This is a genomic window from Rhodococcus sp. AQ5-07, assembly GCF_009707305.1.
Lineage (GTDB): Bacteria > Actinomycetota > Actinomycetes > Mycobacteriales > Mycobacteriaceae > Rhodococcus_F > Rhodococcus_F erythropolis.
This window is the reverse complement of record NZ_CP046100.1, coordinates 140384-164501: the sequence shown is the minus strand read 5'-3', so window position 1 is coordinate 164501 and position 24118 is coordinate 140384. Positions and strand designations below refer to the sequence as shown.

Sequence of the window (24118 nt, the reverse complement as noted above, 5' to 3'; positions counted from 1 at the left end):
ACGAGTGTCCGATGTCCCTGACGATCGGTACCGGAAGCTTTCGAGGTGTGCTCTTCGACATGGACGGCGTCGTCACCGACACAGCCTCACTGCATTTCGCAGCGTGGCGGCGACTGTTCCACCAGCTGTCCGGTGAAGGACGGTTCGGCACCGTCGACCTCAGTCGAGGTGACTACCTCGAGTACATCGACGGGAGGGAACGCGCCGCCGGATTGGAAGCATATCTGCTCTCCCGCGGCGTCACCCTCCCTGCGAAAGCATCGGAGTGCGGTGCGCAAGGACCAACGATCGAGTCACTCGCGCACGACAAGGACAGATACTTTCTGGACGAAATCGCGGCGATCGGGGTGAAAACCATCGCCCCCACCGTCCGGCTGCTGCAGCGTCTTCATTCCGCCCGTATCCCGACGGCACTGGTGTCAGCAAGCCGAAACGCCGGCCTGGTCCTCGAACGCGGCGAAATCAGCGACTACTTCTGCGTTCGTGTCGACGGAATCGATGCTGCCACGCTGTCGTTGGACGGCAAGCCCAGCCCTGAGATGTTCCTCGAAGCCGCGCGCCGACTGAAATTGCACCCCGTTCAATGCGTGGTGATCGAAGACGCTCAGGCCGGGGTCCGCGCCGCGAAGGACGGTGGATTCGGGCTCTCCGTCGGGCTGGGGAACGACCACGCGGCTCTGATGTCGAACGGAGCCGATGTCGTCGTCGACAATCTCGATCTTCTGGATGTGCAACTTACTCCCACCGCACCGAGGGCAGGGGACAACGTCGATTCCGAATGCGCCCTGTGCCAGGAGTCCGGCGAAGACGAGTGGTCACTGGAATACCGCGGAATCGATCCCGACACCGCCGGCACACGCGAGGCGTTGCTGACCCAAGGCAATGGGTACTTCGCCACCCGGGGCGCCCTGGCAGAGACGACAGCTGACGGAATCCACTATCCCGGCGTGTACGTGGCAGGGTGCTACAACAGATTGACCTCCCACATCGACGATCGAAGCCGCACCGACGAAAGCATCGTCAACCTCCCCAACTGGGCCCACTTCACCTTCCGCGCTACTGGCGGAACGTGGCTGGGCGCCCACACTCATGCCGTGCATCATCATCACGAATCGTTCGACCTCCGCCGGGGCGTCCTCCGGAGGGAAAGTGTGGTCGGTGATTCCGCAGGCCGGATCACACGCATCACTCAGCACCGACTGGTGTCGATGGACGATCCTCATCTGGCAGCACTGACGACCACGCTCACCGCCGAGAACTGGTCGGGATCCGTCGAAGTCCGCTCGGGCATCGATGCCGGTGTCACCAATTCCAATGTTCCGGAATATGCACTGCTCGACGGATATCATTTCGATCAGGTCAGTGCGAAGTCTATTGGCGTGGAATCGATCTCGTCGACCGTGCACACCCGACAATCACAGATCCGCATCGCCCAAGCGGAACGCCTGCGCGTTCGGCGCAGCGACGGTGCAGCGGTCGAGCACACGCGCCGAGTCGAAATCGTCGATTCGACCACGTTCCAGATCCTCTCGTGCCGCATCGAGCAAGGTCACGCCTTGAACTTCGAGAAGACAGCGACCATTTTCACCTCCCATGACCGCTCCATCTCCGAACCCGAGTTCGCCGCACGGCAATGCCTCGAGGATTCCCCCGGCAATGCCGAACTCTCACAACGCCATTGCGAGGCCTGGCACGAACTGTGGCAACGATTTTCCACCATCTTGGAAGGGGATGGGATGACAGCACTGGCAACCAACGTCCAGATGGCTCATGTCCTTCAGACTCTCTCGGCGCACACAAGCCCCTTGGATGTCGGGGTGCCGGCGCGGGGCCTTCACGGCGAAGCGTATCGAGGACACGTGTTCTGGGACGAACTCTTCGTCCTGCCTCTTCTCACCACACGCCTGCCCGAACTTGCGCGCTCGTTGCTGCTTTATCGCCATCGCAGACTCCCCCACGCCCGGCGCAGCGCGCGCGACGCCGGCCTCGAAGGTGCAATGTTTCCGTGGCAGAGCGGCAGCGACGGCCGCGAAGAAACACCGCAGGAACTGTTCAATCCGCGGTCCAGACGGTGGATGCCTGATAATTCTCGGCGCCAGCATCATGTCAATCTCGCTGTCGCCTATAATGTTTGGCGATACTGGCAGACCACCACCGATCTTGGATTTCTCACCGATTTCGGCGCCGAGATCCTCGTCGACAATGCCCGATTCTGGAGTAGTCTCGCCGAATACGATGCTGATTCCGATCGCTACGACATCCGCGGAGTGATGGGACCGGACGAATTCCACGACGGCTACCCAGGACACGCGGGCGCAGGGATCGACAACAACAGCTACATCAACATCATGACCGCATGGACTCTGGTGAGAACGCTCGAGACCATCGCGATCATCGGAGGTGCAAACGGCTCCGCCACCGGGCGGCGATTGCGCATTGCCGACAGCGAGCTCGCACACTGGGAACATATCAGCCGACGGCTCCGGCTGACCTTCCTCGACAACGGAATACTCAGTCAGTTCGAGAACTTCCAATCCTTGAAAGAACTCGACTGGGCCGACTACCGCGCACGCTACGGCGACATCGGCAGGCTCGACCTGATCCTCGAAGCCGAGGGCGATTCGTGCATCAATTATCAAGCCACCAAACAGGCCGATGTTCTCATGCTCTTGTACCTGTTCCCCGCGGAAGTGCTGACCGACCTGATCACACGGCTGGGCTATCCGTTCGACCCCATGTCCATACCTCGCACCGTCGACTACTACGTGCAGAGAACCTCGCACGGATCAACCCTGAGCCGAGTGGCACACACCTGGGTCCTTGCCCGCGGAAACAGATCACAATCATGGGAAATGCTGACCCAGGCGTTGTCGACGGACCTATCCGACAGCCAGGGCGGAACCACCCGAGAGGGAATCCATCTGGGGGCGATGGCCGGAAGCATCGATATCCTCCAACGCTGCTACACCGGACTGGACTTCCGCGCCGATACGGTATGGCTGCACCCGCAGCTCCCACCCGAACTGGACTCCCTGGCGTTCGACATCTATTACCGAGGGCACTGGCTTCACATCACGTGCACACACACCTCGACCTCTGTTTCCTCCGGCCACAGCTCGGCGGCAGCACTTGCCCTCTCGATCCACGACACCGCCTACGAACTCGCCGCCGATTCGGCAATCACACATCGGGAACCGCCTCCGCCCTCGGAGTCACCGCCGCGGTGACCGGCGGCCCCGCCGTGTCTGTACCAGGTGACTACCGCCGGGTTGACGGACGTTTGCGGTCTCGTTCGAACCAAGGCATGCGTCGCCGAAAGACCCTCGAATGGGAACCACCCGACTCTGTCCGAAAACTCTCCGACACGGCACAGTGCGAAGGGAAGCCACACATCCGTGGTCATCGCTGAGGAGGCGCTCATGAAGATGCTTGTCACAGCTGCAAGTCGCCATGGATCGACCGACGAGATCGCTGGCGCACTCGCCGACGCGCTGAGGAGGAGCGGCGCCGACGTGGACCTCCTCGAGCCCGAGGACGTGCACGAGATCACCGACTACGACACCGTCGTCATCGGCAGTGCGATCTACACCGGGCGGTGGTTGCCGCCGGCAAAAGAGTTCATCGCACGTTTCCGGGAAGCACTGCTACTTCGCCAGGTATGGCTGTTTTCCTCCGGGCCGGTCGGCAACAACGGACGACCCGTCAACGATCCCCCCGATGTGAGCGCTCAGGTGGAGGCGACGGGCGCCCGCGCGCACCGAATGTTCGCCGGAAAACTCGATCGCACCACCCTCGGTTTCGGGGAACGGATGATGGTTCGCGCTGTCCGAGCACCGGAGGGAGATTTCCGGGACTGGGAATCCGTGAACGAGTGGGCCGAGCAGATTCGGCTCGCACACCAGAGCGGATTTCCTCAGACCTCAGGGAAGCCGTCATGATGCCGCGAGCACCCATCGTGGTCGGAGTCGACGGATCAGCCAGCTCCATTGCTGCCGTGAGATGGGCAGCACGTGAAGCCTCTCTACGGTCCCTGCCACTGCATCTCGTCACCGCCATGCTCGGTACCCCAGAGACCTTCGGTAACGCCTTTCGTCTGGTCGCGAACTTCCCGAACCAAGATCACGAAGGGCAACAACGCCTCTCCGCCGCCAGATCCGCTGTCACCGACGAATGCAGCGGCAGTAAGGTCCCGGTCACCGAGCATCTGGGATACGGGCACGCCGTGGATGTTCTGCTCAAAGAAGGTAGCGACTGTTCGATTCTCGTAGTCGGCTCCCACGGGTCCGGGCAGCTCGCCGGCGAGCTGCTCGGGTCGGTCAGTTCCGCCGTCGCCGCACACGCGCGTGTGCCCGTCGCGATCATTCGCGGAACAAGCCGACCGGGAAAAGCGGTGATGACCGGGCCGGTCGTTGTCGGTGTCGACGGAACCGCCAACAGTGAACCAGCGATCGCAGAAGCCTTCGAAAGTGCATCCTTGCGCGGCGCGGCACTCGTCGCCGTCCACGCATGGACCGACGTCGACCTCGCCACCGTCTTCCAATCCGACCCGGACGGGGTCGCATTGAATTGGGGCGCAATCGAATCAGGTGAGCGTGCCGTGTTGTCCGAAAGCTTGGCCGGATGGAGTGAGAAGTTCGCCGACGTGAAGGTCAAACATGTCGTCGTACGCGACAGGCCGGTCCACGCTCTGGTCTCCGAATCGCAACATGCTCAACTCGTGGTCGTAGGCAGTCGCGGTCGAGGTGGTTTCACCTCGATGATGTTGGGTTCGACCAGCAGACGGCTGATGCACTCCACCAACTGTCCCGTTCTGATCGTCCATTCGCCGAAGGCGCCATGATTCAACGCTTCACTCCGCTGCGCGCCAAAGCTCGGACTCCTTCCGCTGCGCGGTTGAACATCGCTACAGCAGAATCTGCTTCATTCGTGAACCGCTCACCGCAGTGTCGGCCTACTGCGGGGTCGGCGCCCGGACGAACTGGCGATTGCACATGACAACGCACTGACCAGAGACAGGACATGCTTTCTCGAGAATTATCCGATTGTTCTGACGGCCGGTAGGACCGAAAGGCTCTCGCTCCCAACGCGCCCCGGTTCGTGGGCAGTGAACGTGTCGAGTACGCCCTCGTCAACCAGCTTCGGCAGCCTCGCGGGCGTATCGTCGAAGGTATCGGATGCACACCGCACGTGATCGCCGTTTTCACGTCGCCACCGAATTGCAGTTACTTCGGCCACCTCAGGTCGAGACAGGAGCGTCGTCATGACGCACGAGTCCACCGTCATCCCCTCCAAAGACACCGATCACGGCATCAACGAGCCGCGGATTCCGCGGCTCAGGCTCAAGCCCGAACCCCAGAACTCCACCTCGGCGCCGATCGGTAGCGTCGACGGCGCCTGGTGGCCGTATTCCACCGACCTCGAAGCCGAGCTTCCCGAACTGCTCACCGCAGTCATCACACGCCTGGGGCCGATCGATCGGGTTGCCTACGATCTGAACGGATGGGATTCGCGCCCCACTCGACTTCCTTTCGCAGGTCGTTCGGTCCGGTTGGACGGCTACAGATTTCAACCACACGGCACCGTGTACGTCACCGGCGTCGACGGGCGAGAAGTCGTGATACTCGTCGTCCCGCCGCACTGCGATCCTGATGCTGCGCATCGCGCCCTCACTGTCGCTGCCCAAGCCGGAAACGAATCGCCCGTGACCGAGCTGCTCTCGATCGCAAAGACTGGCGCCGACATGGACCGACACCTGCAACAACCGCATCCCTCGGCACTCGAGGACCGCGCTACCCCGGAAGCGGTGCGGTCATGACCGCCGTGATCATCATCGCGGTGATCGTCGTCGTGATCCTCGGGGCGCTCGCGATGTCGATTCGCGTCATCACCCAATACGAACGCGGAGTACTGCTGCGGTTCGGCAAAGTCCAAAACGTTCGGACGCCCGGCCTGACCGTAATCATCCCGCTCGTCGACCGCCTCACCCGCGTATCACTGCGCATCGTGACAATGCCGATCCAATCCCAAGGAATCATCACCCGTGACAACGTCAGCGTCGACATCGCCGCCGTCGCCTACTTCCGCGTCGTCGACGCCGTGAAATCCGTTGTCGCCATAGAAAATGTCGACACAGCCATCAACCAGATCGCACAAACCACCCTGCGCAACATCGTCGGACAACACAGCCTCGATCAAGCGCTCTCCGAAACCGACACCATCAACGCCGACATCCGAAAGATCCTCGACGTCGCAACCCTCGAATGGGGCGTCGAAGTAACACTGGTCGAACTCAAAGACATCCAACTACCCGACAGCATGAAACGCGCCATGGCCCGCGAAGCAGAAGCCGAACGCGAAAAGAGAGCGAAAATCATTGCCGCAGAAGGTGAATCCTTGGCAGCAGCAGCCCTCGGGGACGCCTCGGACACGATGATGGCGCATCCCCTCGCGCTACAGCTCCGCAATCTGCAAACCCTCGTCGAACTCGGAGTCGAGAAAAACACCACCATCGTCTTCCCTGCCCCCCTGATGAGCGCAATCGGTGAACTCGGCAACTTCCTCGCCCAGGAAACCCGAGCCTCCGCCGACCTCGGTCACACCACGCAAAAACCCGCTATCCGTCCGCCTCTTCACACACCGGCGCCGCCCGATACCAACGGGACGCCAATGCCCATCCCTGCACACTGACGACCTTCGCCCGGGGTTTGCTGCACGGACACGAGACAAGTGTCCGATTCGCGCAGCCTGAGAAACTCAATCGTAATTGACACGCCGAACCCATATGAAAAATTGTTCGGGTACGACGTGCCGAAGCCATATCAGGTATCCCGTATACCCCCGCGCTACCCACAGGTCGCCCGGCTACCGACCATCGCTTGATAAAGGCAACGCTGGAGCGCATACCGGACGAAAAAACGACAAAAGTCGGCGGCTATGGGAGCACTGCGGTGCCCGCGGAGCACGTCACTCGTCGAGCACTTCCGTGATCGTCCAATGCTGCTTGCCTGCAACGACTACGAGCTGTGTCCGGCCACCGAGAATTCATCACCGTGCCGAGCCCTCATAGTCTCGACGAGCGTGTCGATCGAGGCCAGCAACTTCGCTGGCGGCGTGGTCAGGTCGAGGGCGTGGCAGTAGATGGTGATGTCGGCGCCGACAACCTCGACCGCATGGGAAGCGGTGTCGCCTTTCGCGTAGATCAAGTGACCTTCCCGTAGTCCGAGGGCGGTGCAATAGGCGGTCAATTGGTACATGTCCGCGTTCGGTCCCCTCTTGCCGGCCGCGGTTGTTTTGTACTTGGCGTCGATCACTGCCACGGGCTTGTCGTCGTTGTCGTACCAGGTCAGGTCAGGTTCGATCGCGGGCGGTGCGACCGTGATCGAGGTAGCGTGTCGGGCCGCATCCGGGGCGCACTCCGGTTCCTCCGCGGCGGGCGATCGCAGCAGCGGTGGTGGTCATCAGGAAATCCTCGAACACTTTCCACATGTCGAGGACGAAGCCTCGCACGACGACGGTCCCGATGCGGTGCTCGATGGACCGATGCGCGGTGATCAGCTCCGACAACTGCAATGCCCAGTGGTAGCGCTCGTTCAATCTCGTTCGCGCCGGGGACGGTTCGGCACCAGCGGTGGGCGGTGTGACGTCTGCGAGGGCGCGGCGGAGCCTGGCCAGCCGCGTCTGCAGACGGGGCGGGACTACCGCGGAATCGAGCAGAATCACGGTGGCGGCGAGCAGCAGCTGGTTTTCGGCGATGTCTTCGCCCGTATTCGTCGTAGCGGATCACCCGCCGGCAGTGCGAGCGAAGAATCGTCGGGTGATCTGATCGCCCGCGCGTAGCCGTCCGCGCAAGACCGGGCCCGAGTCTTCGACTTCGCGGTAGCCGGAGAGCAGCCCGCGGGCGGTCGCTCGCTCGGCGGCGACGACGAACGCTTCGGCCAACGCCGCAACCAGGTCCGTATCCGTGTCGGCGAGTGCGGTGTGCTGCGACCACCACGCGGGGTCACGGACGTATCCCAACATCGAAGATCACACGGCTGATCGGTGTTTTCGGTTCCACCCTCACCGTGAGAGCATCGATGGTCACGGCGCCGATCTTCTTCGGTGGCGGTCAGTGTGAACACTCCGGGAGTGGTCGTGGGTGTGACCGTGACCAGTCCTGTGGCCGCGAACGCGGCAGCTCCCTCCGGCGTCAACGCCACCTGCGGGCGGCACACCAGGCAGCCGGCGCAGCCGTAACCGCAGGGTGGCCGCTCGAAGAGGGTCACCGTAACTGGATCATTCACCGGTGGTCAGGCTCTTCTCCAGAGCAGCAAGGCCGTATCGGGCTTCGAGATCCACGGCGGGAGTCACCGAAGTGGAATTCCTCGAGCAACGGGATGATCGCGCTGCCGAAATACCTGCGCCAATCCCCCATCACTGTCGACCGCCGGGCGCATGAAATACAAGGGCCTGAACAGGTGCGTCCGGGTCGTCGATTGCCGCGTTCAAGGCGTGGTGCAGGTCCGCGACGCGCTGCGGGTACTTGCGGGCGGTGAGCCAGCGTCTCAGGAGAAGTTTTCGTGGGCTCCTGCGCTGGGTGCAGCGGAATGAATCCGAAGCGGCGGCGCATGGCGGTGTCTACGAGGGCGATCGAGCGGTCCGTGGTGATCATCGCGGCTGATGATGACCACATTGCGTGGCAGTGTGAACGGCTCGGCGTTGTCCGTGGAGTACATCAGATCGATTGCCTCGTCGCGGTATTCGAGCAGGAAGTACAACTCACCGAAAATCTTGGCGAGGTTTCCGCGGTTGATCTCGTCGACGACCAGCACGAACAACTGATCAGGATGCGTGCGGGCGCGGTCGGTCAAGCGGCGCATCGGGCCCGGTTTGAGTTCGAAGCCGACTTGACCTTCGCTGCGCGGGGTGGGCCGGAAGCCTTCGAAGAAATCCTCGTAGCTGTAGGCAGGGTGGAATTGCACGATGGTGACGTTGTCCGGGCCGGCGAGATGCCGAGCCAACGTCTTCGCGATGTACGTCTTCCCGGTACCGGGCGGCCCGTAGAAGATCAGTTGCGGGCGATCACGCAGCAGGTCGGTGCACCGGGCCAGCCAGTCGAGATCCACATGCAACGAGTCCGCTAGCTCTTGGTCCGGATCCACGATGGAGAATTCCGTTACGGAAGAATCGTTTTCGTCGTCCAACTCCTCGTCCACGTCGTCATCACGTGCACTTATTCCAAATCCCTTGCCCTTCGGGGGCTTCGGCGGCTTCCACATCGGCTCCCACGGTTCTTGGTAGAAATCGACGGGGCCGAGTTGTTCCTGCTCGAAAGCGCGGTTGATCTCAAAGAGGTCGGCATCCACGTCGTCCGAAACCTGCCGCGGCAGATAGGACACGAAGGTGTCTCGAATCAATCTGCGGTGCACAGGGTTAACGATCGACAGAAAGAATTTCGGGAAGGCGAGGTAGCGCAAGGCACCGCGTTGCATGGGCTGATTCGGTGTCTTCACTGCGGCCAAAGCTGCACGAAACGCAAGCGGGTCCTCGCCGATCTCCGTCAGTTCCGCCGGGGACAGTGTGTGTAGATGCAGCCCGAAGTTGATCAGCAACCACAACTGCGAATAGCGCCCGAAGTTGAACCCGGGACCACCGTGGAAAGCGCCCACTGCAGTTGCTGCGACGACGTCATCGGGAACGGCAACAGGTTCTTCCATCATCTCGAGAACCCTGCGGAGATATCCGATCTTCGTCCGCCCCAGGAGACTGGACAAGGGCAACATGTTGGTCAGGAAGATCTCGGCAAAGAGTTGAATCGCTCCGTCGCTGGCTCCGTCGAACTGATCTGCCAACTTGTCCCAAAAATCCCGACCTCCCTCGTCAGGACTATCGACGTAGATCGCTTTCAACTCCTGAAAGTTTGCGACCGACCAGACCGGCTGGCCGGGAGTGAATCGCACCGGCGAGCCCGGAGACTTACTGATTTGAGAACTCCGCGATTCGCGTAGTTCTGTGTTCACCGTAGTAGAACGCCTCGAGTTCGGCCGGCGGCACATCGCCGCAGTGCTCGTAGAGTCGTCGGTGGTTGAACCAGTCCACCCACTCCAACGTGGCGATTTCCACATGTTCGACCGTTCTCCACGGCCCGCGCGGTTTGATCAACTCGGTCTTGTAGAGACCATTGATCGTCTCGGCGAGAGCATTGTCGTAGCTCGACCCGGTAGCCCCGATCGAGGCATCGATTCCGACCTCAATGAGCCTGTCGGTGAACGCAATTGACGTGTATTGCGACCCGCGGTCGTTGTGGTGAATGAGCCCGGACAGGTCGGTAATCCCTTCTCGGCGGCGGGTCCAGATTGCGTGCTCGATCGCATCGAGCACCAGCGGTGTCGTCATCGTCGTCGCGGTTCGCCACCCGAGGATTCGGCGTGAATACGCATCGATCACGAATGCGACGTACACCCAGCCCGACCACGTCGAAACGTATGTAAAGTCGGCTACCCACAACATATTTGGCGCAACCGGGTTGAAATTTCGCTGCACCAGATCCTCCGCGCGACGGCCTTGCGGATCTGCGATGGTGGTCCGTTTCTTCTTGCCTCGACGTGCCCCTTCGAGGCCGAGGGCGCCCATCAACCGTTCGACCGTGCACCGGGCCACGTCGATGCCCTCTCGACGCATTTCCAGCCACACCTTGCGTGCGCCGTAGACCGAATAGTTCTCGGCATGAACACGGCTGACCTCGATCTTCAGCTCTTCGTCGCGCACGGTCCGCCTGGATGCGGCGCGGTTGCGGGCCTCGTAGTAGGTGGACGGCGCGATTGAACAGCCGCGCTCGCTGAGCACCCTGCAAATCGGCTCGACGCCGTACTCGCTCTTGAATCGGTTGATGTAGTCGACGATCACTTGTTGTTGCGGTCGAGCTCCGCTGCGAAGAAAACCGATGCCGACTTCAGAATATCGTTGGCACGCTTGAGTTCCCGATTCTCAGCGCGAAGCTTGCGCGTCTCCGCTGCCATTTCGCTCGTCACACCAGGTCGTTCGCCGGCATCAGTTTGCGCTCTCCGGATCCAGTTGAGCAATGTTTGCGCTGTTCCGATACCGCGTTTGTCGGCCACGGATTCGATTGCGGCCCACTCCGACGGGTACTCGTGTTGGACCTCGGCGACCATCCGCACCGCACGCTCACGCAACTCGGGCGGGTACCTCTTGTTCGTTCCTGACGACATGACTCCATCTTTCCCAAAGGATGAAGTCCCCGGAAACTCCGGTCCGATTCAGCCTCGGTCTGCTGGCGCTGTGCGGACGCACGAAACGATAAGACACAGCCCCTCAAAGGATGGACCGACGAAAGTTCCTATTCACTTACCAGTACACCCTCAGTCGACGTCGCACTTCAGCCGACGTCAGCTCGTCCTCGATGGACCGTCGTCCTCCTTCGCAGAGTCCGATCCGGGAAGTTCGTCTGCGATCTTGTTAAGTAGGTCCGCCATCGCACGAAGGTGTTTGGCGTGATTGGAATCGCTCAGCGGGTCGTCATCGTCATCATCCTCATCGAAAAGGTCATCGTCATGCGCAGGTTCGCTGTCCATAATGTCGACCGTCTCGAAGTCCTCCGTCAGAACCGGACCCTCCTCCAAGGCGTCGTCAGGATTTCCATCCGGCATCTCAGAAGTGTCTGGTGGATTCTCTTTCGTAGCGCGGAGACGTTGTTGGCGCTCAACTTTACGGAGGCGTCGCCTGATAATTGCGGTCACATCACTCTCAATATTTGACGCGACTTTATCGGCCACTTTGAGCCAATCCTCATGCTCTTCCTTGGCTTTCTGGGCTTCGATCCAGATGAGGCGTAGCAGGGTTTGGCGCGTGAGGCGTTCGAGGTTGATCGCTGTGACTACAAGGGGCAGCCCCAAGGCACTCGCCTCCGGCACCTCAGTTTCAGAGTTGAACAGTCGAGAGAACTTCCACGGATTGTCATCTCCAAGTCGGTCGAGCGCCTCGAATACATTCGTGTACTCCTCAAGCGGCCGGCGCGCCGGGTAGGAGCGACGCTTGGCCCACACTGCCAGGATCGTCTCGACGATCCGAAGCCTCTGCTCCACAGTCGTGCTCGTGTCGTCCTGGGCGGCGACAATGAGTTGCGCCAGGTGATGCGCCATCCATTGGCCAACCGTGTCGTGATCTTCGAAGTGAGTCACGAGCATTCGGCCGAGGTCGAGGACCTCGTCAATATTCGAGCCACTGTCCTCGCGGATCGATGAGATACACCTTTCCGGACTTTTCGAGCCAGTCGAACCCATCACCCTCTCCTTTTCGTCGTTCGTAATATGAGCGTTGAGTGTCACGACGCAAGTTGACTTGGAGAACGAGAGTCATTTCGAGCTCTTCGAGAATGTACGTCAAGAAATCCTGACGGACCTCAAACTGTTCGCCGCAAGTTCCAGTGTCGCGACCCCTGCCGATAGACGTCATGTTGTTCCAGATCCTGCTGCGAAAGACCGGGACTTCCTCGTGCAACCACATGCGCTGGTCGGCATCTGGTGTGAGTTCGAATCGGGTGATGATGTCCGTGCCGGGTCCCGTCGGAGGAAATTTGACGCTCCCCCCGTGTTTGTCGAAATTGTCGACCCCGTCGTGGAAATCCGTCGTGTCCAGCCACGGGACGATTTCGAATGGGTGGTCGTGTGGACGTTCGTACTGGTCGTTGGTTGTTGGCATCGCGAACGAGGCTGGCCCAGTCGGTGATGTTTGCAATGAGATCAGGAGTGCACGCGCAGTCTGATGGTGGACGAGGGCGCTGTCTACAGCGATGTCTTCCGAGAGTTCGTCGCTTGCCGATTCGATGTTCGCCCACACCGTCACCCAGTCGGATCCAATGCCAGCTATCGTCTCAAAGTTGCGTTTTGAAATCGTCCACGGCCAATCTTCCTTTATCGCATGGGCTCTGAGCGCCGCGTCTGGGGCGGGGGTCGGCGGAGGATCCCGGCGATCCGCGAGCCATCGGCCGTCCTGGCGCTTTGGTAGGAAGCGGGCCAGCCAATTGGTGTAGGAGTCCTGTGCGGAATCAGGTTCTTTGTACGCGATATTCGTCTCCGCCAGTTCAGCGCCGACAGCCAGCAATGCGTGCAATGCAAGGTAGAACTCCAGCGTCTCTTCATCCGGCCACCTGCTGTGATCTGAGTAAGTACGACCCTGGGTATAAACGTCCGAACGGCCTCGTGGATCTTTCTCAGCCGCGTACACGTCATACCCATCGAACTCGGTCGCCATTTGGGTGGCGCGTCGTGCGATGTCCTGCTCGGTACTTCCAAAGGCCTCGGCGACATCTCTGCACCAGTACTGCTGAAAGTCGAGGAAGAACGGATACGGTTTAGACTCGGCCTCATCACCGGGTTCAGTAGACAGCGGGTTCGGCCGTGCGTGTCGTTCTTCGTACGTGAGCTCGACCCAGTCGGCGACGACCCGCCTGGCCACTACCTCGGTATCGCTGTCACTCAGAGCAACAAGCTTTCGCTCCGACAGGCCAGCCAGCGTTCGCTGGGCGAGCACCTGGTTTACGGCGTGGCGTGGGCCACGAACAACACTGGTCAGCCATGGTGCGAATGCCGTCAGCATCGCAGCATTCGGCTCGTGCACTGCTCGCGCAAGTGCGAGCAAGAGCCACATACGGGCATGCAACGAATAGAAGGGAAACTGTGAATCCACAAAGACTGCAACTTGCTCGGTACCGTCCGCGAACCGGAGGAGCGCATCAAGTTCGTCTGCGCATCCGAGTCGAACCAAGAGTAAGACCGCATGTGCTGCCTGCCAACGGGATTCGCCAGACATATCACCCAATGCTGCCCAAATGGTCCCGGCAATGCAGGACGCAGAATCAGGCAGGCTCGGCAGGGAAGCATGCGGTCCGTCGGAGGAGGTGTTCGTAGGCGAAATGTCCTCGAATAGATCCGCAAGAGCATCGAATACTGCACCTGCGGATTCCGGATCTACCGTGTTCGCAAGGGTTGCGGCAAGATAGAAATACTCTTCGTAGGTGAGCTGGTGCGCGCTGCGTCCGAGTTCTGACAGCGCAGTTTTTGTCAGCTGACCGACTGTTGTCCCGGTAGCGTCGGCCAGGTCATTTGACTTTCGATCTTCTTCTGCCCGAGTGCAAATCTGTCTTGCAAAGCGAGTTGCCAGGCTGGTTGCGAGCCGTTCCAGCGCTTTCTTGAGCGCGGGAGTTTTTGGCTGCTGTGCCGCCAATTGGGCCAGATTCACGAAGTCTCTCTCGGTCGCCCTCGCTGCGCGCGTCAGCGCGTCCAACACCTCTGGGCGCCGATTGGGATGCTTGTCGATGACGAATTCGGTTAGCGCGCGCCTTTCTTCGGATTGCCATCCGATTTCTTTGAGTGCCTCGTTCCACCCGTCCTCGGTAGTGAAGTCGAAATCTGCAAACCGAACGGCCAGGTCGGTCGGCGTCTCTTTCTCTTCGTCCTCCTCGTCGTTGAAGAGCCTGGACCATACCGGCTGAGGTTTCGGCACGTCACTCGAAGTGCGTTGGTGCCTGGTAAATTCCTCGAAGATGCTGGTCGCCAGTTCTGCAGGTGTCGATGCCAGGTCCGCGATTGGGATCTTCCAGTGCGTCCGTGGCTCGAACGCGTACAACGCCAAGAGGGAGAGTCGTCCTGATCCTGGTTCTCCACCTGCGCCTTCGAACGCTGGGGTGAGCATCGCGGCGAAATCTAGGGTGCGTCTGTCTCGTGCGCGTGAGGTAGCAGCGAGGTAGGTCGGTTCATGCATCACTCGAAGACGCTCGGCGAACTCGACTGTGTGAAGTTGCCCGTGTGCGCGGTCGAGCGCCTCGCCTATTTGAAACAGACGATAGGCTCGCGCAGCTTCGGTTCCGGTTGCTAGTGCCTTCGCGCTGTTGGTGAAAGATTGCCAGCGTGCGGGCAGATCATCGCCGACCTGCTCGGCCTCATTCACCGCTTCCTCGAAGATTGCCCGTGCTTCGGTCTCGTTGGCGACGAGGAGGGCTCGTGCAAAGTCAATCATCGTTTCGACGCGGGTATCCGCGTCAGTCCGGTCGCGCTGCGTCGCTTCGATCCCCCGCATGGCCACGTCGAGAGCGACCGCCTCGAGGTGCGGCGAGCGCGCCGCGATCCGCGCGACGGTTCGCCTGGAACGTGTAAGCGGCCCGTCGGACCTTTGGTGCCAGTTCACGAACTTCTCGATCAGATCTTCTCGTGGCACGAGGGTCAGTATTCGAGTCGCGATGTCGGCGATGGTATTGACGAGTACAAAAGGGGTATTGTAGTCGCCCACGGGCTTCAGCTGTGAGACAAGCGAATCCAGCTTCGAGGCAACTTCGGTGGTGTGTCCGTCGATGAGGGCATCAAGCCAGCATTCAGCCCAGGGCAACAACCCGGGAATGTTCGCGTGGAAGTCTCGCGCATTGTGGTCGCTGGAGTACACGCTCTTTTCCATCGCTTTGAGCAGTTTTTTGCTCGCGACGTTTTCTAGGGTGAGCGATGTTCCGGTGAGGCGGGCACGCAAGGCGAAGGCCAATATGAGGCTGGTGGGCGGAAGCGCGGACAGGCGAGAGCCGGCACCATCGGAAAGATTGCCCGGGAGGTGGACATCGAGAATCCTGAGAACCTGAGCGCCACTTGCAATGCCAGTTCGAAGACTATGAACCAGTGTCCACACAACACCCCGGAGGTCCGGTTCGTTAGAGAAAGCATCCCGCGCGCTTGGGAATGGATCCCTCCGCGTGCGCAGCATGCTGATCAGCGCCTCGGTGGCGTCATAAGGTGGGATGATGCTGTATTCGAACATCGTTTCAGCCACAGCAGACTGAACGTACATGTGACGCTTCTCGGCGATTGCGAGCCCCACAAGGTCGTCGTTACGTCCTGTGTCCGCCAGTCGGGCGCACAACTTCGCTGAAACACGGCGAACGAAGCGTTCTGGCTGCCAACGGCACAAAAAGTCAAGTGCTCCTTCAGGTCCGTCAATGTTCGTAGCGGCCATGGCGAGGTCCGCGACCTCGTTAGCCGTTATATGTCGTGTCATCCGGGACCGCTCGGTATCCGACATTCTCAGAATGGCGATGAAGTTGTTGAACGCCGATCGCATTCGTCCGCGGGCAATGTCGTGGAACTGGGCGATCTGCGACAACAGCGCCGCTTCGACGTGAAGACTCGAGCCTGGCCAGTTGGTAGCAAGTTCCCGGCCGGAGCACAGTGCATCAACAACGTCCGCACCCAGGAAACGCCCTGCTAGATCGGTATGGGTTCTGAACATTTTCATCTTGCGCGAGTGTCCAGACGACATGTCGCCGACCCGTACCGCCAACACCGCAGCGTCTGCATTTCTGCCTGCACGAAGCATCGCGCAGAGCGCGAAGCGCGCTCGGGCGCGAGCTATCTCCAGAGCCTGCAACTCGTCGATCTCGCCTGGCAAGCCTTTGTCCGACAGCGCCAAATCGACGAGCTCGTCAAGCAGGTCCGCCTCGAAGAGGAGCTGCGGAAGCGTGCTCGCGAGGTACGGCGACCGCGCCGCGAGCGGTTCAACCGCCTTCGCGAACACTCGTTTCTGTGTGGTGTCTAGACCATGGGTGGTCTGGAACCAGGTCTCGGTTGGTTCGTCGCGAAACTGGAGGGTGTTGCCCGCCGTGTGAAGGCCGCGTCCGAGCGCGACCGCAAAGCTTCGGATAGCATCAGCATCCACCTTGGTGATGTCGGCCAGGTCGGTCAACGGGATCGGGGGGTGCAGGGTCGCGAGCGCTTCACACAGTCGAGATAGCTCGTCAGCCCGCAGATATCCCTGATCGACGACGTTGTTGACCTGCCTTTCGAGCAGACTGTTCAGTATCTGCCCCGGTGCGGTCTTTGCGATCTGAAGAGCCGCAAGAGTTTGCGCGACAGAATTCGTGTTTTCCATCGCCATCGCCTGCACCCGTGGGTTACCGTCGCTGAGAGCATGTAGCTCGGCCCCCTCTGCCTCTGTCGCGGATGGGAAGCGCATCCGTAGGTGCGCGAACGACTCGGGTTTCTGGAACCCGAGCATCGCAATCTCCGTCACCCCGGTCCGGGGGAGGTTCAGTAGCTTCTTCCTCTCGGGGCGACACAACTGCACAATGCGCGAGTTCTCCGGCCAATCTTCGCGAAATAGGTCTGTAACGAATGTGCGCTGCTGCTGTTCGTCAGCAGCCATCGCTGCATTATCGGCTGCGTCGATGACAATCGTGAGAAGCGCCGCCGGGTTTCGCTGTGCAAGCTGCGCGGCGACGGCCTGAACACGGCGCATGAACACCTGCATGTAAAGAGAGTCGGTTGCGACCGTCGGGATGAGCGGGGTGCACAACCCTTTTGCTGCAAGCTCGTTGGCGATCTGGGTTAGCCCGATTCGATGTTCGTGACGTTGAGAAGACACCTTTCGGTAGTCGCCACCAGCGAAGCAGTCATAGACGACGGTCACAGAGCCCACTGGGAGCGCTTCGTTCAATACTGAGGTCAGGGTGGATTTACCCACTCCGCCCACAGCAGTGACCAGGATCTTGCTCTCTGTGCCGTCCCTGAGCTCGGAAGCGACATTGTCGACATCGATTGTGTGAAGGGCGGGTTCGAGCTGCTCGATCGCACTGCGAGCCGGAAACAGCTCCTCCGCAGTCGTGCGAAGGGCCAAAAGGATGTCGCCCGCTTCGAGCGTCTGCTTGTCCGCGAGGGAGGTAGCGCATCGTGAAATGGTCTCCATCAGTTGCGACAGCTCGGTACCCATCCCTCCGCCGGGTAGGAACTGCTGTAATTCGGATCGAAGCACCTGCTCCATGTCGACGATTCCGGGTACACCATCGTCAACATCAAAGCGCCCACAGAATTCGGCTTCATGCTCGGTGTCGTCACCGAACCCCATATAGCCACGCAGTAGCGCGGCCTCCTTGGTGTAGGTGAACGCTGCAGCACCGGCGGCGATTTCGGCGAGTGAGAGTTGCGCCTTGTCGTTCAGTGTGCGGTTTGCGACGAAGACGAAATGAAGCTTGTCTTCCTGACCGTTCTTCAGTTGCTCACGATAAATCGAGGCGAATTTCTCGAGTGTGTTCTTGAGTTCCGAGGGAATGATCTGTTTCTCGGTCCGCATCGTCGAATGCTTAAGTTGCACGTATCGAAACCTTGTACAGGATTCGGCGTCGCGGCCCCCGTAATACTCGGCGACGTCGACGACCTCTTCACCCTCGACTTCTTCTCCAACAGGTAAACCCTCGACACCAACGACCTCAAGGTCATCAAGGAAATCCAGCAAACGCAGCGCTCGGCAGGCCGCCCAATAGTAGTGGAACCTGTCCCCATCCCTGCTCGCGCGAACAGTCTCGGCATCACCCATAACGCACAGCCTATGGGTAGCGTCATAACACGAAACCGAGGGCACATTAAAGTCTCCAGACTCACAGGGATGCACCGACGCCACATCCGAATTCGGAGTTGGCGCAGCTTGCGTCGATTCGGCTTGGGGATCGTCGTACCGAGCGGCCTAGGCGTGAGGCTTCGCTGAGCGACCAACCACAGCAGAGAACTATCTGCTCGAGCATCTGATATGCCTTGGCGCACTACGGCCAAGATAGATTCCATACTGTGCCAACACGAATGTCCGACGCCGAAGCCGAAGCCCGAATGCAATCGGCGGGCGCCCACCCCTTGGAGCCTTACCCCGGTGCAGGGATACCGTGGCGGTGTACATGCACAAAGTGCGGATTCGAAATCAAACCTCGGCTGAGCCAGCTTTCCAAAGGTGGACCGTGTGCATTTTGTGCTGGTAGGGCCGTCCATCCGGAATCTGCGATACAGGTGATGCGCGCGGCACGGCTCGAGCCGCTCGTTCCGTACCCAGGAAGCAAGACGCCTGGCTTTGCCGATGTCGCGTCTGCGGTGCCGAGGTCACGCCACGCTACGCCAGCGTTGATCAAGGAAACGGCGGCTGCAATCGATGCTTCGGACATGTGATCGACCCGGCAGAGGCCGTCGCGCCCCTTCGCCAACACGACCTCGAACCACTCGAGGTTTACCCAGGCTGTCAGGTTTCATGGCGGGTCCTGTGCCTGAAATGTAATCGTGACACCACGAAGCACTGGAATGACGTCAAGTCCGGGGTGCCGGGCTGTAAGTACTGCGCGAATCGGGCGGTTACCGCACCGGAGGCCGTCGTATCGATGCGTGCAGTCGGGCTGGAGCCTCTCGGACCCTATCCTGGCAGTAATGCCAAGTGGATGGCTCGCCACACGGTGTGTCAGGAAGTCGTAAACCCGACGTTTCACAGCGTGATGACTGAGGGGGCGATCTGTCCTCACTGCACGATGAGCGGCTTCAAACCTGCTCTGCCGGCGGAGGTCTATCTCATGCATTCGAAGCAGCACACTGATCGTTACGTTAGGCGGGCTAGTTATATCGGCGTGGGAGGGCCGAGTTTTTTAAAGCCACCCGAGCAAAATTCTTTAGATTCTGCAATGGCTTTCAGCATAACCGGCAACCAATGATTCGGACCGAAAGCGTTTGATTTCGTACCTAGTTGGACTTGAATGTAGTCAACCAGAGTATCACCACCCCGGGAATAATAAACATAAAATGCATCTTTCATTGATTGCATTTCCCTGGTCGCATCAAGAGTATATCTCGCAGGCAAACCAAGAGCTTCGAATTGGTTTCTCAATATTTTCCAAATATCGTTACCTATACCAGGAATTTGAACTAGCTCGAATTTAATAATAACAGACTTCGCAAACGTTAGGGTTGCCTTAACAAATGGTACGGAGCCACTCGGGAGTCGGTCAAAATACGGATGAAGGAATAAACGTTCACCTTTTTCGCATTTGTATCGATTTAGCTTCTTTAAATTACATATCGAACAAATTGGAACCAAATTTTCAGAGTATATGGAATATTCACCAAATTTAGATTTCGGTAAATAGTGATCAACTTGACCCGCGTCGTGCTGATTACAGTAGGCGCACCGCCCCTTTTGAACTGCTGCCGAGATGACGTCACGACGCAGGTCACTGAACTGTACGTGCGTGAGAAAATTTGCGTTCTCTTTGAGGGCATCATGCTCACCAGCACCGAATTTATGAGGTTGAGGGCCGCCAGCCGCCATGACGCGAGATCCATAAGAGCCATAGTGAATCATCACCTGCGGCGTGAGCCTTACTGGCAGTGACTCCCCATAATTCTTCTTTCTGTGTGCTGCCACGTGCGCATAGTTGGCTGCATCGTCAGAGTTCGGTTTGGTAGCGCCAATCATAGCAACTCCCGATAGTTGGCAACGAAGGCATTCCCTTGAAAACTCAAACCCCGCGGGAACATTTCATTAATTTGTTTATCACTGTAGGCCTTCGACAAGTCAGCCAATATCCCCTGATGGTCAGTAGAACTACTATCCAAGGAGAATACATGCCTGGTGATCAATCCGATATTCTCGGCAAATGTCTCAATCTGTGGCTCACGCAGACCAACCTGATCGCCAAAGCGTTCAAGAATTCTGACACATTTAGATGGCATTTCCTGCACCACAACGGGACTGTGGGTTGCAATGACAGCGAAAGAGCTGTGTGCATTGAGAAGCAACTGAATTGATCGAAGAAGTGCCGCGACGAGTGGTGGGTGCAAATGTGTCTCCGGCTCATCGATGAGTACCAGCGACCGAGTGCGAAGGTGCGCCGCAAGTTGCGTGACGATGTTGAGAACGATCTTGTGCCCAGTGCTGAGCCGACTGAATGCGTCGACCATGCTCTTACCGCTCAACCTCAGAGCAGCCAGATCGATACCTGCCCGCCCGAAAGACGGCTCGCGACCAAGTGCGTCGAATGCGTCACGAAGATGCCCGCCGGACCCTCGCTCCACGGCAGTATCCAGGGCCTCAGCGAATTCGAATTCGATTTCGTCAATCGATTTCAACTCGAACTTCTTATTGCCCAAATCGGCCTTCCCCGACATTTTCGTTGATCGGCGACGAAGCCCGCAGTATGTATAGCCGAATTCGGCCGTCTGGCTACCAAATTCGGTTTCCTGCCCAAATTCGGGAAGTAAGAAAGTATCAAAGGGGCTGTACGAAATGGATACCACGGCACCGAAAGTCGTATCGTTCCCAGAGATTTTCGACCGGCTCTTCGAACCGGCTCGCTTACGGCCTCCGCTGCTCGCGGCCAGCGCGAGATCAGCGAGCATGGTCGTTTTCCCGACACCGTTGTAGCCGATCAGCACATGGCATCTTCCTGGAAGTTGGCCAGAGTCGTTGAATCTGAAGGGAACCTGAGTGACATAGTCGGTATTCGCCCAATCGAACTCAAAGCTGAGTTTGTCGGGAGAGAGCGCGTTTCCAGATAGCAGCTTCCTGCCCGCATTCAGGGCATTCGCAGCCTCACCAAACCGAAGTAAGGATGTATTCCACCCAAACTGCCCTTCAAATTTCTCTTCGATCGCCGGGTTTTGTACGACGTCACGGAGAGCGTGCAAGTAGTTCTGGCGAATTTCCTTTGGTAAGTTATTCAGGTTTTCATAGTATTCAATGTCCTGCCCGAGGGAACAGAAATCCTCGGGCAATTCGTCGAATACCATGGGGACGTTTGGTCGGCCAGACGCTTGACCGTATTCAAGGATTTTGACTCCGCCCAACTCGACCACTTCGGTCTTACTCATCCACAACGTCACCGAGAACAGCGTCTTAAACTTGAAGTCATCCCAGAGATCCGCTGTGAGAACTACGTTCGGGAAGGGCAGTAGCGGCGGAGCTACGCCTTTGTCTACGACTGCGAAACGTAGTCGGTTTCTCGGTTGGTTCACATACACAGAGTAATCTGCCAGCTTTGCTCATCAACTCCGGGTCTAGATCTACGCCCAGGTCGGGCTGGCGACTGAGGAATGGCGGGGTCCTCAGGTCCGAGAACAGAAAGCACCTGCAAAACCATGTCAGACCAACAACTGCCGCCATCGTGACGACCGGTGTGAACTGATCCGGAGAAATTTAGGGCTCGAACGGCAGTAAATGTTCGGATTCGAGTTCCAATTTCCAGTACGGATCATCAGTACGCGTCCCAAATTCAACGCCTTGCGGACTACTCGCCAACATCGCAGCATCCTCGCCGCCGACCGCAGTAACTATTGCCGCGGATTGGCTGTCACGCGGATCGAACACAATCCGGACTTGGACGAGATCGGATACCCGGATTTGGCGTTGCGCGGGTTCACCCACATTGTAGGCATTGGCGAATTCTCGGGCTTTTCGTTGGTCATCTACGAGAGCGGCAGTGAACCGTCCACCGGTAACCACCGCGCTGCCGGATGCAGAAGGCCCGTAGTGCTTCTCGTCACTCAAGCCGAAGTACTCGACTCGGGACAGTGCTATCGCCAGCCGCGCTCCGTCGGGTAGCAGAACGGCACCGGATACGGTCACCGTTTGTCCCTCCACAGCGACATCGGCAGTCAACACAACAGGTTGAGCGCCGGCAGCCGCTGCAGGTTTCTCGACAGCGCGCGCCGGCACCTCGTCTCGGACACGTGAGCAGAACTCGGTGCGGGCATAGTCGTTAAGACGCTGCGCATCGGATGCTGTTGCGCCACTGAACACGTCCTTGCTGACGGATTCTTCCCACGATGTTTCACCGGCGCTGATTTCACGACACAGCAGCACGATCGCGTACGCGAAATTCTCCCGTTGGTCCTGATTCGTCGGAGTCGACTTGCTGATTCCGTACCCGGTTTCGTCACCGACGATACCGAGGGCTGTCACCATCTCCGGTGTCACTGCGGCACGCTCCAGCGCCGCGAGCACAGTACCGTCATCGTTTGCCCAAGTCGTTGGCGAAGACGAATTCTCCTGACTGTGTCGATCCTCGTTCCGAGCAGGAGACCAAGCATTTATCAGGTACACAGCAACCAATACCGCGGCGGCCAGCCACACGAGCCCATGCCAGTTGACCTTCTGGGCAGGCGGGGGTTGCGGGACATTCTGAGCGAGATAGGCAGGATTTTTGTCCCACCCCTTGGTCTGCTCATTCCACAGCCATTCCTTTTGAGGTTTCTGCCCGTCGGGGCTCTGGTCCTCACTCATGACTTCCGTCCCAGTTCCAACACGCACTTATTCGGTGAGCGAGCCATGATCTTCCTTGATACTTCGGCACAAGTTCTCCACAGCGGGTCGACGCTTTCCAAGGAATGATGCCATCACCGGATTACCGCATGCTAGCGAAGGCTGAAAATTGGTTTCGGCCCACGTATGTGGCGCTTTCAGTGGTTGAAGAGCTGTTAGCGATCTGGCCGAACTGCGAGACAACTCCAGTTCGACTCTCCGGCAACATTCGGTTCGCCTTTTGATCTGGAGTCGAGCGCGACCCCAGATGCTGGGGACAGGTGTCGACAGATCCAGGAAAGCGGATCGCTCATTTTCGACCGAGACCAAGACGGAGACGCTATCAACAAAGCCCGTGCGACGATGTTTTCGACGATCGTTCCCAGCCATCGATGCTTCTGCTCTAAGTTCGTTTAATGACCGGCGATTCCATGGCCCTACTTCCGATGAAGATCGAAACCCCCATGACAATTCGATCTGTCATCGTCAGGCAGATGATTCCGGGCCTCCTCGACCTCAACGCCGTAGCAGGCATCACTACGGACACAGATGAACCCGGATTCATACTGACGACCGAAACTCCCACCTCTCAGCAATCACCACGCACCAAACATCAGCAGGAAACAGACGATGTCCGCGCCTTCCTGACAGCATGCGTCCCTGTATCCGATGTCGGCACAGTCATCCCCGGCCACCACAAGAACGACCCACCCGATTGCCTTGCCCACATACGAAATCGTCAATACACGATCGAAACCGCACAGCTCATGCTTCCGGCGCGCAACGGGAAACCAAACTCAGTCGGCCGATGGAAGCTCTTCGAGCAACTCAGAGATCAACTTTTTCGGGAATCGGGCAGGTTGCAAGCGCGCCTTCGCCAGCATCGCGGATACATGGTCGCCGTATGGTTCAACCTCGATACCGAGAACCGACTCCCTCCCCGTGGGAGGGAGATCGCAGAGATTGTCGATCACCTGAAGGCCACCCAGCCACCGGGTCCGGAATTCTTCGATCCACTCCGCTTTCAAGGAGCACCTGAAACCAT

Annotated in this window: 13 protein-coding genes and 1 pseudogene; 5 read left to right on the top strand and 9 right to left on the bottom strand. The window is 59.0% G+C overall.

The features are described from left to right. The first annotated feature begins 11 nt into the window (after positions 1-11). The 5 genes from GJB56_RS30035 (at position 12) to GJB56_RS30015 (ending at position 6687) form a co-directional block, all read left to right on the top strand. A complete protein-coding gene (locus tag GJB56_RS30035) occupies positions 12-3227 on the top strand; it encodes an HAD-IA family hydrolase (protein WP_113684003.1) in 3216 nt (1071 codons plus the stop codon). 192 nt (positions 3228-3419) lie between these two features. Further along, positions 3420-3938 carry a flavodoxin domain-containing protein gene (locus GJB56_RS30030; RefSeq protein ID WP_024487698.1) on the top strand — a complete coding sequence of 173 codons (519 nt, stop codon included), beginning with the start codon at positions 3420-3422 and terminating at the stop codon, positions 3936-3938. Continuing rightward, positions 3935-4840, top strand: coding sequence for a universal stress protein (locus GJB56_RS30025; RefSeq protein WP_113683810.1), 906 nt, complete (start codon positions 3935-3937; stop codon positions 4838-4840). The genes GJB56_RS30030 and GJB56_RS30025 overlap by 4 nt, the downstream gene beginning before the upstream one ends. 420 nt (positions 4841-5260) lie before the next feature. Next, positions 5261-5815, top strand: a complete 555-nt coding sequence (locus tag GJB56_RS30020) for a DUF5994 family protein (RefSeq protein WP_021344819.1) — start codon at positions 5261-5263, stop codon at positions 5813-5815. Further along, positions 5812-6687: a slipin family protein gene (locus tag GJB56_RS30015; protein ID WP_113683812.1), complete on the top strand. Its 876-nt coding sequence runs from the start codon at positions 5812-5814 to the stop codon at positions 6685-6687. The genes GJB56_RS30020 and GJB56_RS30015 overlap by 4 nt, the downstream gene beginning before the upstream one ends. Before the next feature lie 326 nt (positions 6688-7013). Here GJB56_RS30015 and GJB56_RS31960 read toward each other — a convergent pair whose 3' ends face one another. The 9 genes and pseudogenes from GJB56_RS31960 to GJB56_RS29960 all read right to left on the bottom strand — a co-directional run bounded on the left by GJB56_RS31960 (position 7014) and on the right by GJB56_RS29960 (position 23055). Beyond that, a complete protein-coding gene (locus tag GJB56_RS31960; protein WP_268248332.1) occupies positions 7014-7316 on the bottom strand; it encodes a 5-methylcytosine restriction system specificity protein McrC in 303 nt (100 codons plus the stop codon). Positions 7317-7347: 31 nt separating this feature from the next. Next, positions 7348-8019 (bottom strand): annotated as a pseudogene (locus GJB56_RS31820) (5-methylcytosine restriction system specificity protein McrC). Positions 8020-8543: 524 nt separating this feature from the next. Beyond that, positions 8544-9938: an McrB family protein gene (locus GJB56_RS29995; RefSeq protein WP_162793436.1), complete on the bottom strand. Its 1395-nt coding sequence runs from the start codon at positions 9936-9938 to the stop codon at positions 8544-8546. Between the two features lie 16 nt (positions 9939-9954). After that, positions 9955-11207, bottom strand: a protein-coding gene (locus GJB56_RS29990) for an IS3 family transposase (RefSeq protein WP_113683816.1) whose coding sequence is annotated in 2 segments (ribosomal slippage) — positions 9955-10919 and positions 10919-11207 — 1254 coding nt in all. Because the reading frame shifts where the segments join, the coding sequence is not laid out codon by codon here. A 177-nt stretch (positions 11208-11384) separates the two neighbouring features. After that, positions 11385-12278: a hypothetical protein gene (locus tag GJB56_RS29985; protein ID WP_154606730.1), complete on the bottom strand. Its 894-nt coding sequence runs from the start codon at positions 12276-12278 to the stop codon at positions 11385-11387. Beyond that, a complete protein-coding gene (locus GJB56_RS29980; RefSeq protein ID WP_154606729.1) occupies positions 12205-18342 on the bottom strand; it encodes a hypothetical protein in 6138 nt (2045 codons plus the stop codon). Before GJB56_RS29980 ends, GJB56_RS29985 begins: the two co-directional genes overlap by 74 nt. A 1053-nt stretch (positions 18343-19395) precedes the next feature. After that, a complete protein-coding gene (locus GJB56_RS29970) occupies positions 19396-20250 on the bottom strand; it encodes an HNH endonuclease (protein WP_113683820.1) in 855 nt (284 codons plus the stop codon). Then, positions 20247-21788, bottom strand: coding sequence for an AAA family ATPase (locus GJB56_RS29965; protein ID WP_154606727.1), 1542 nt, complete (start codon positions 21786-21788; stop codon positions 20247-20249). The genes GJB56_RS29970 and GJB56_RS29965 overlap by 4 nt, the downstream gene beginning before the upstream one ends. A 181-nt stretch (positions 21789-21969) precedes the next feature. Beyond that, on the bottom strand, positions 21970-23055 hold the full coding sequence (locus GJB56_RS29960; protein ID WP_154606726.1) for a hypothetical protein: 1086 nt from the start codon (positions 23053-23055) through the stop codon (positions 21970-21972). Between the last annotated feature and the right edge of the window lie 1063 nt (positions 23056-24118).

What these genes read in the sequence shown, in the direction of transcription:
- GJB56_RS30035 (WP_113684003.1), top strand. Translation starts at nt 12, where the DNA reads ATGTCCCTGACGATCGGTACCGGAAGCTTTCGAGGTGTGCTCTTCGAC.
- GJB56_RS30030 (WP_024487698.1), top strand. Translation starts at nt 3,420, where the DNA reads ATGAAGATGCTTGTCACAGCTGCAAGTCGCCATGGATCGACCGACGAG.
- GJB56_RS30025 (WP_113683810.1), top strand. Translation starts at nt 3,935, where the DNA reads ATGATGCCGCGAGCACCCATCGTGGTCGGAGTCGACGGATCAGCCAGC.
- GJB56_RS30020 (WP_021344819.1), top strand. Translation starts at nt 5,261, where the DNA reads ATGACGCACGAGTCCACCGTCATCCCCTCCAAAGACACCGATCACGGC.
- GJB56_RS30015 (WP_113683812.1), top strand. Translation starts at nt 5,812, where the DNA reads ATGACCGCCGTGATCATCATCGCGGTGATCGTCGTCGTGATCCTCGGG.
- GJB56_RS29985 (WP_154606730.1), bottom strand. Translation starts at nt 12,278, where the DNA reads ATGGGTTCGACTGGCTCGAAAAGTCCGGAAAGGTGTATCTCATCGATC.
- GJB56_RS29980 (WP_154606729.1), bottom strand. Translation starts at nt 18,342, where the DNA reads ATGGGTGATGCCGAGACTGTTCGCGCGAGCAGGGATGGGGACAGGTTC.
- GJB56_RS29970 (WP_113683820.1), bottom strand. Translation starts at nt 20,250, where the DNA reads ATGATTGGCGCTACCAAACCGAACTCTGACGATGCAGCCAACTATGCG.
- GJB56_RS29960 (WP_154606726.1), bottom strand. Translation starts at nt 23,055, where the DNA reads ATGAGTGAGGACCAGAGCCCCGACGGGCAGAAACCTCAAAAGGAATGG.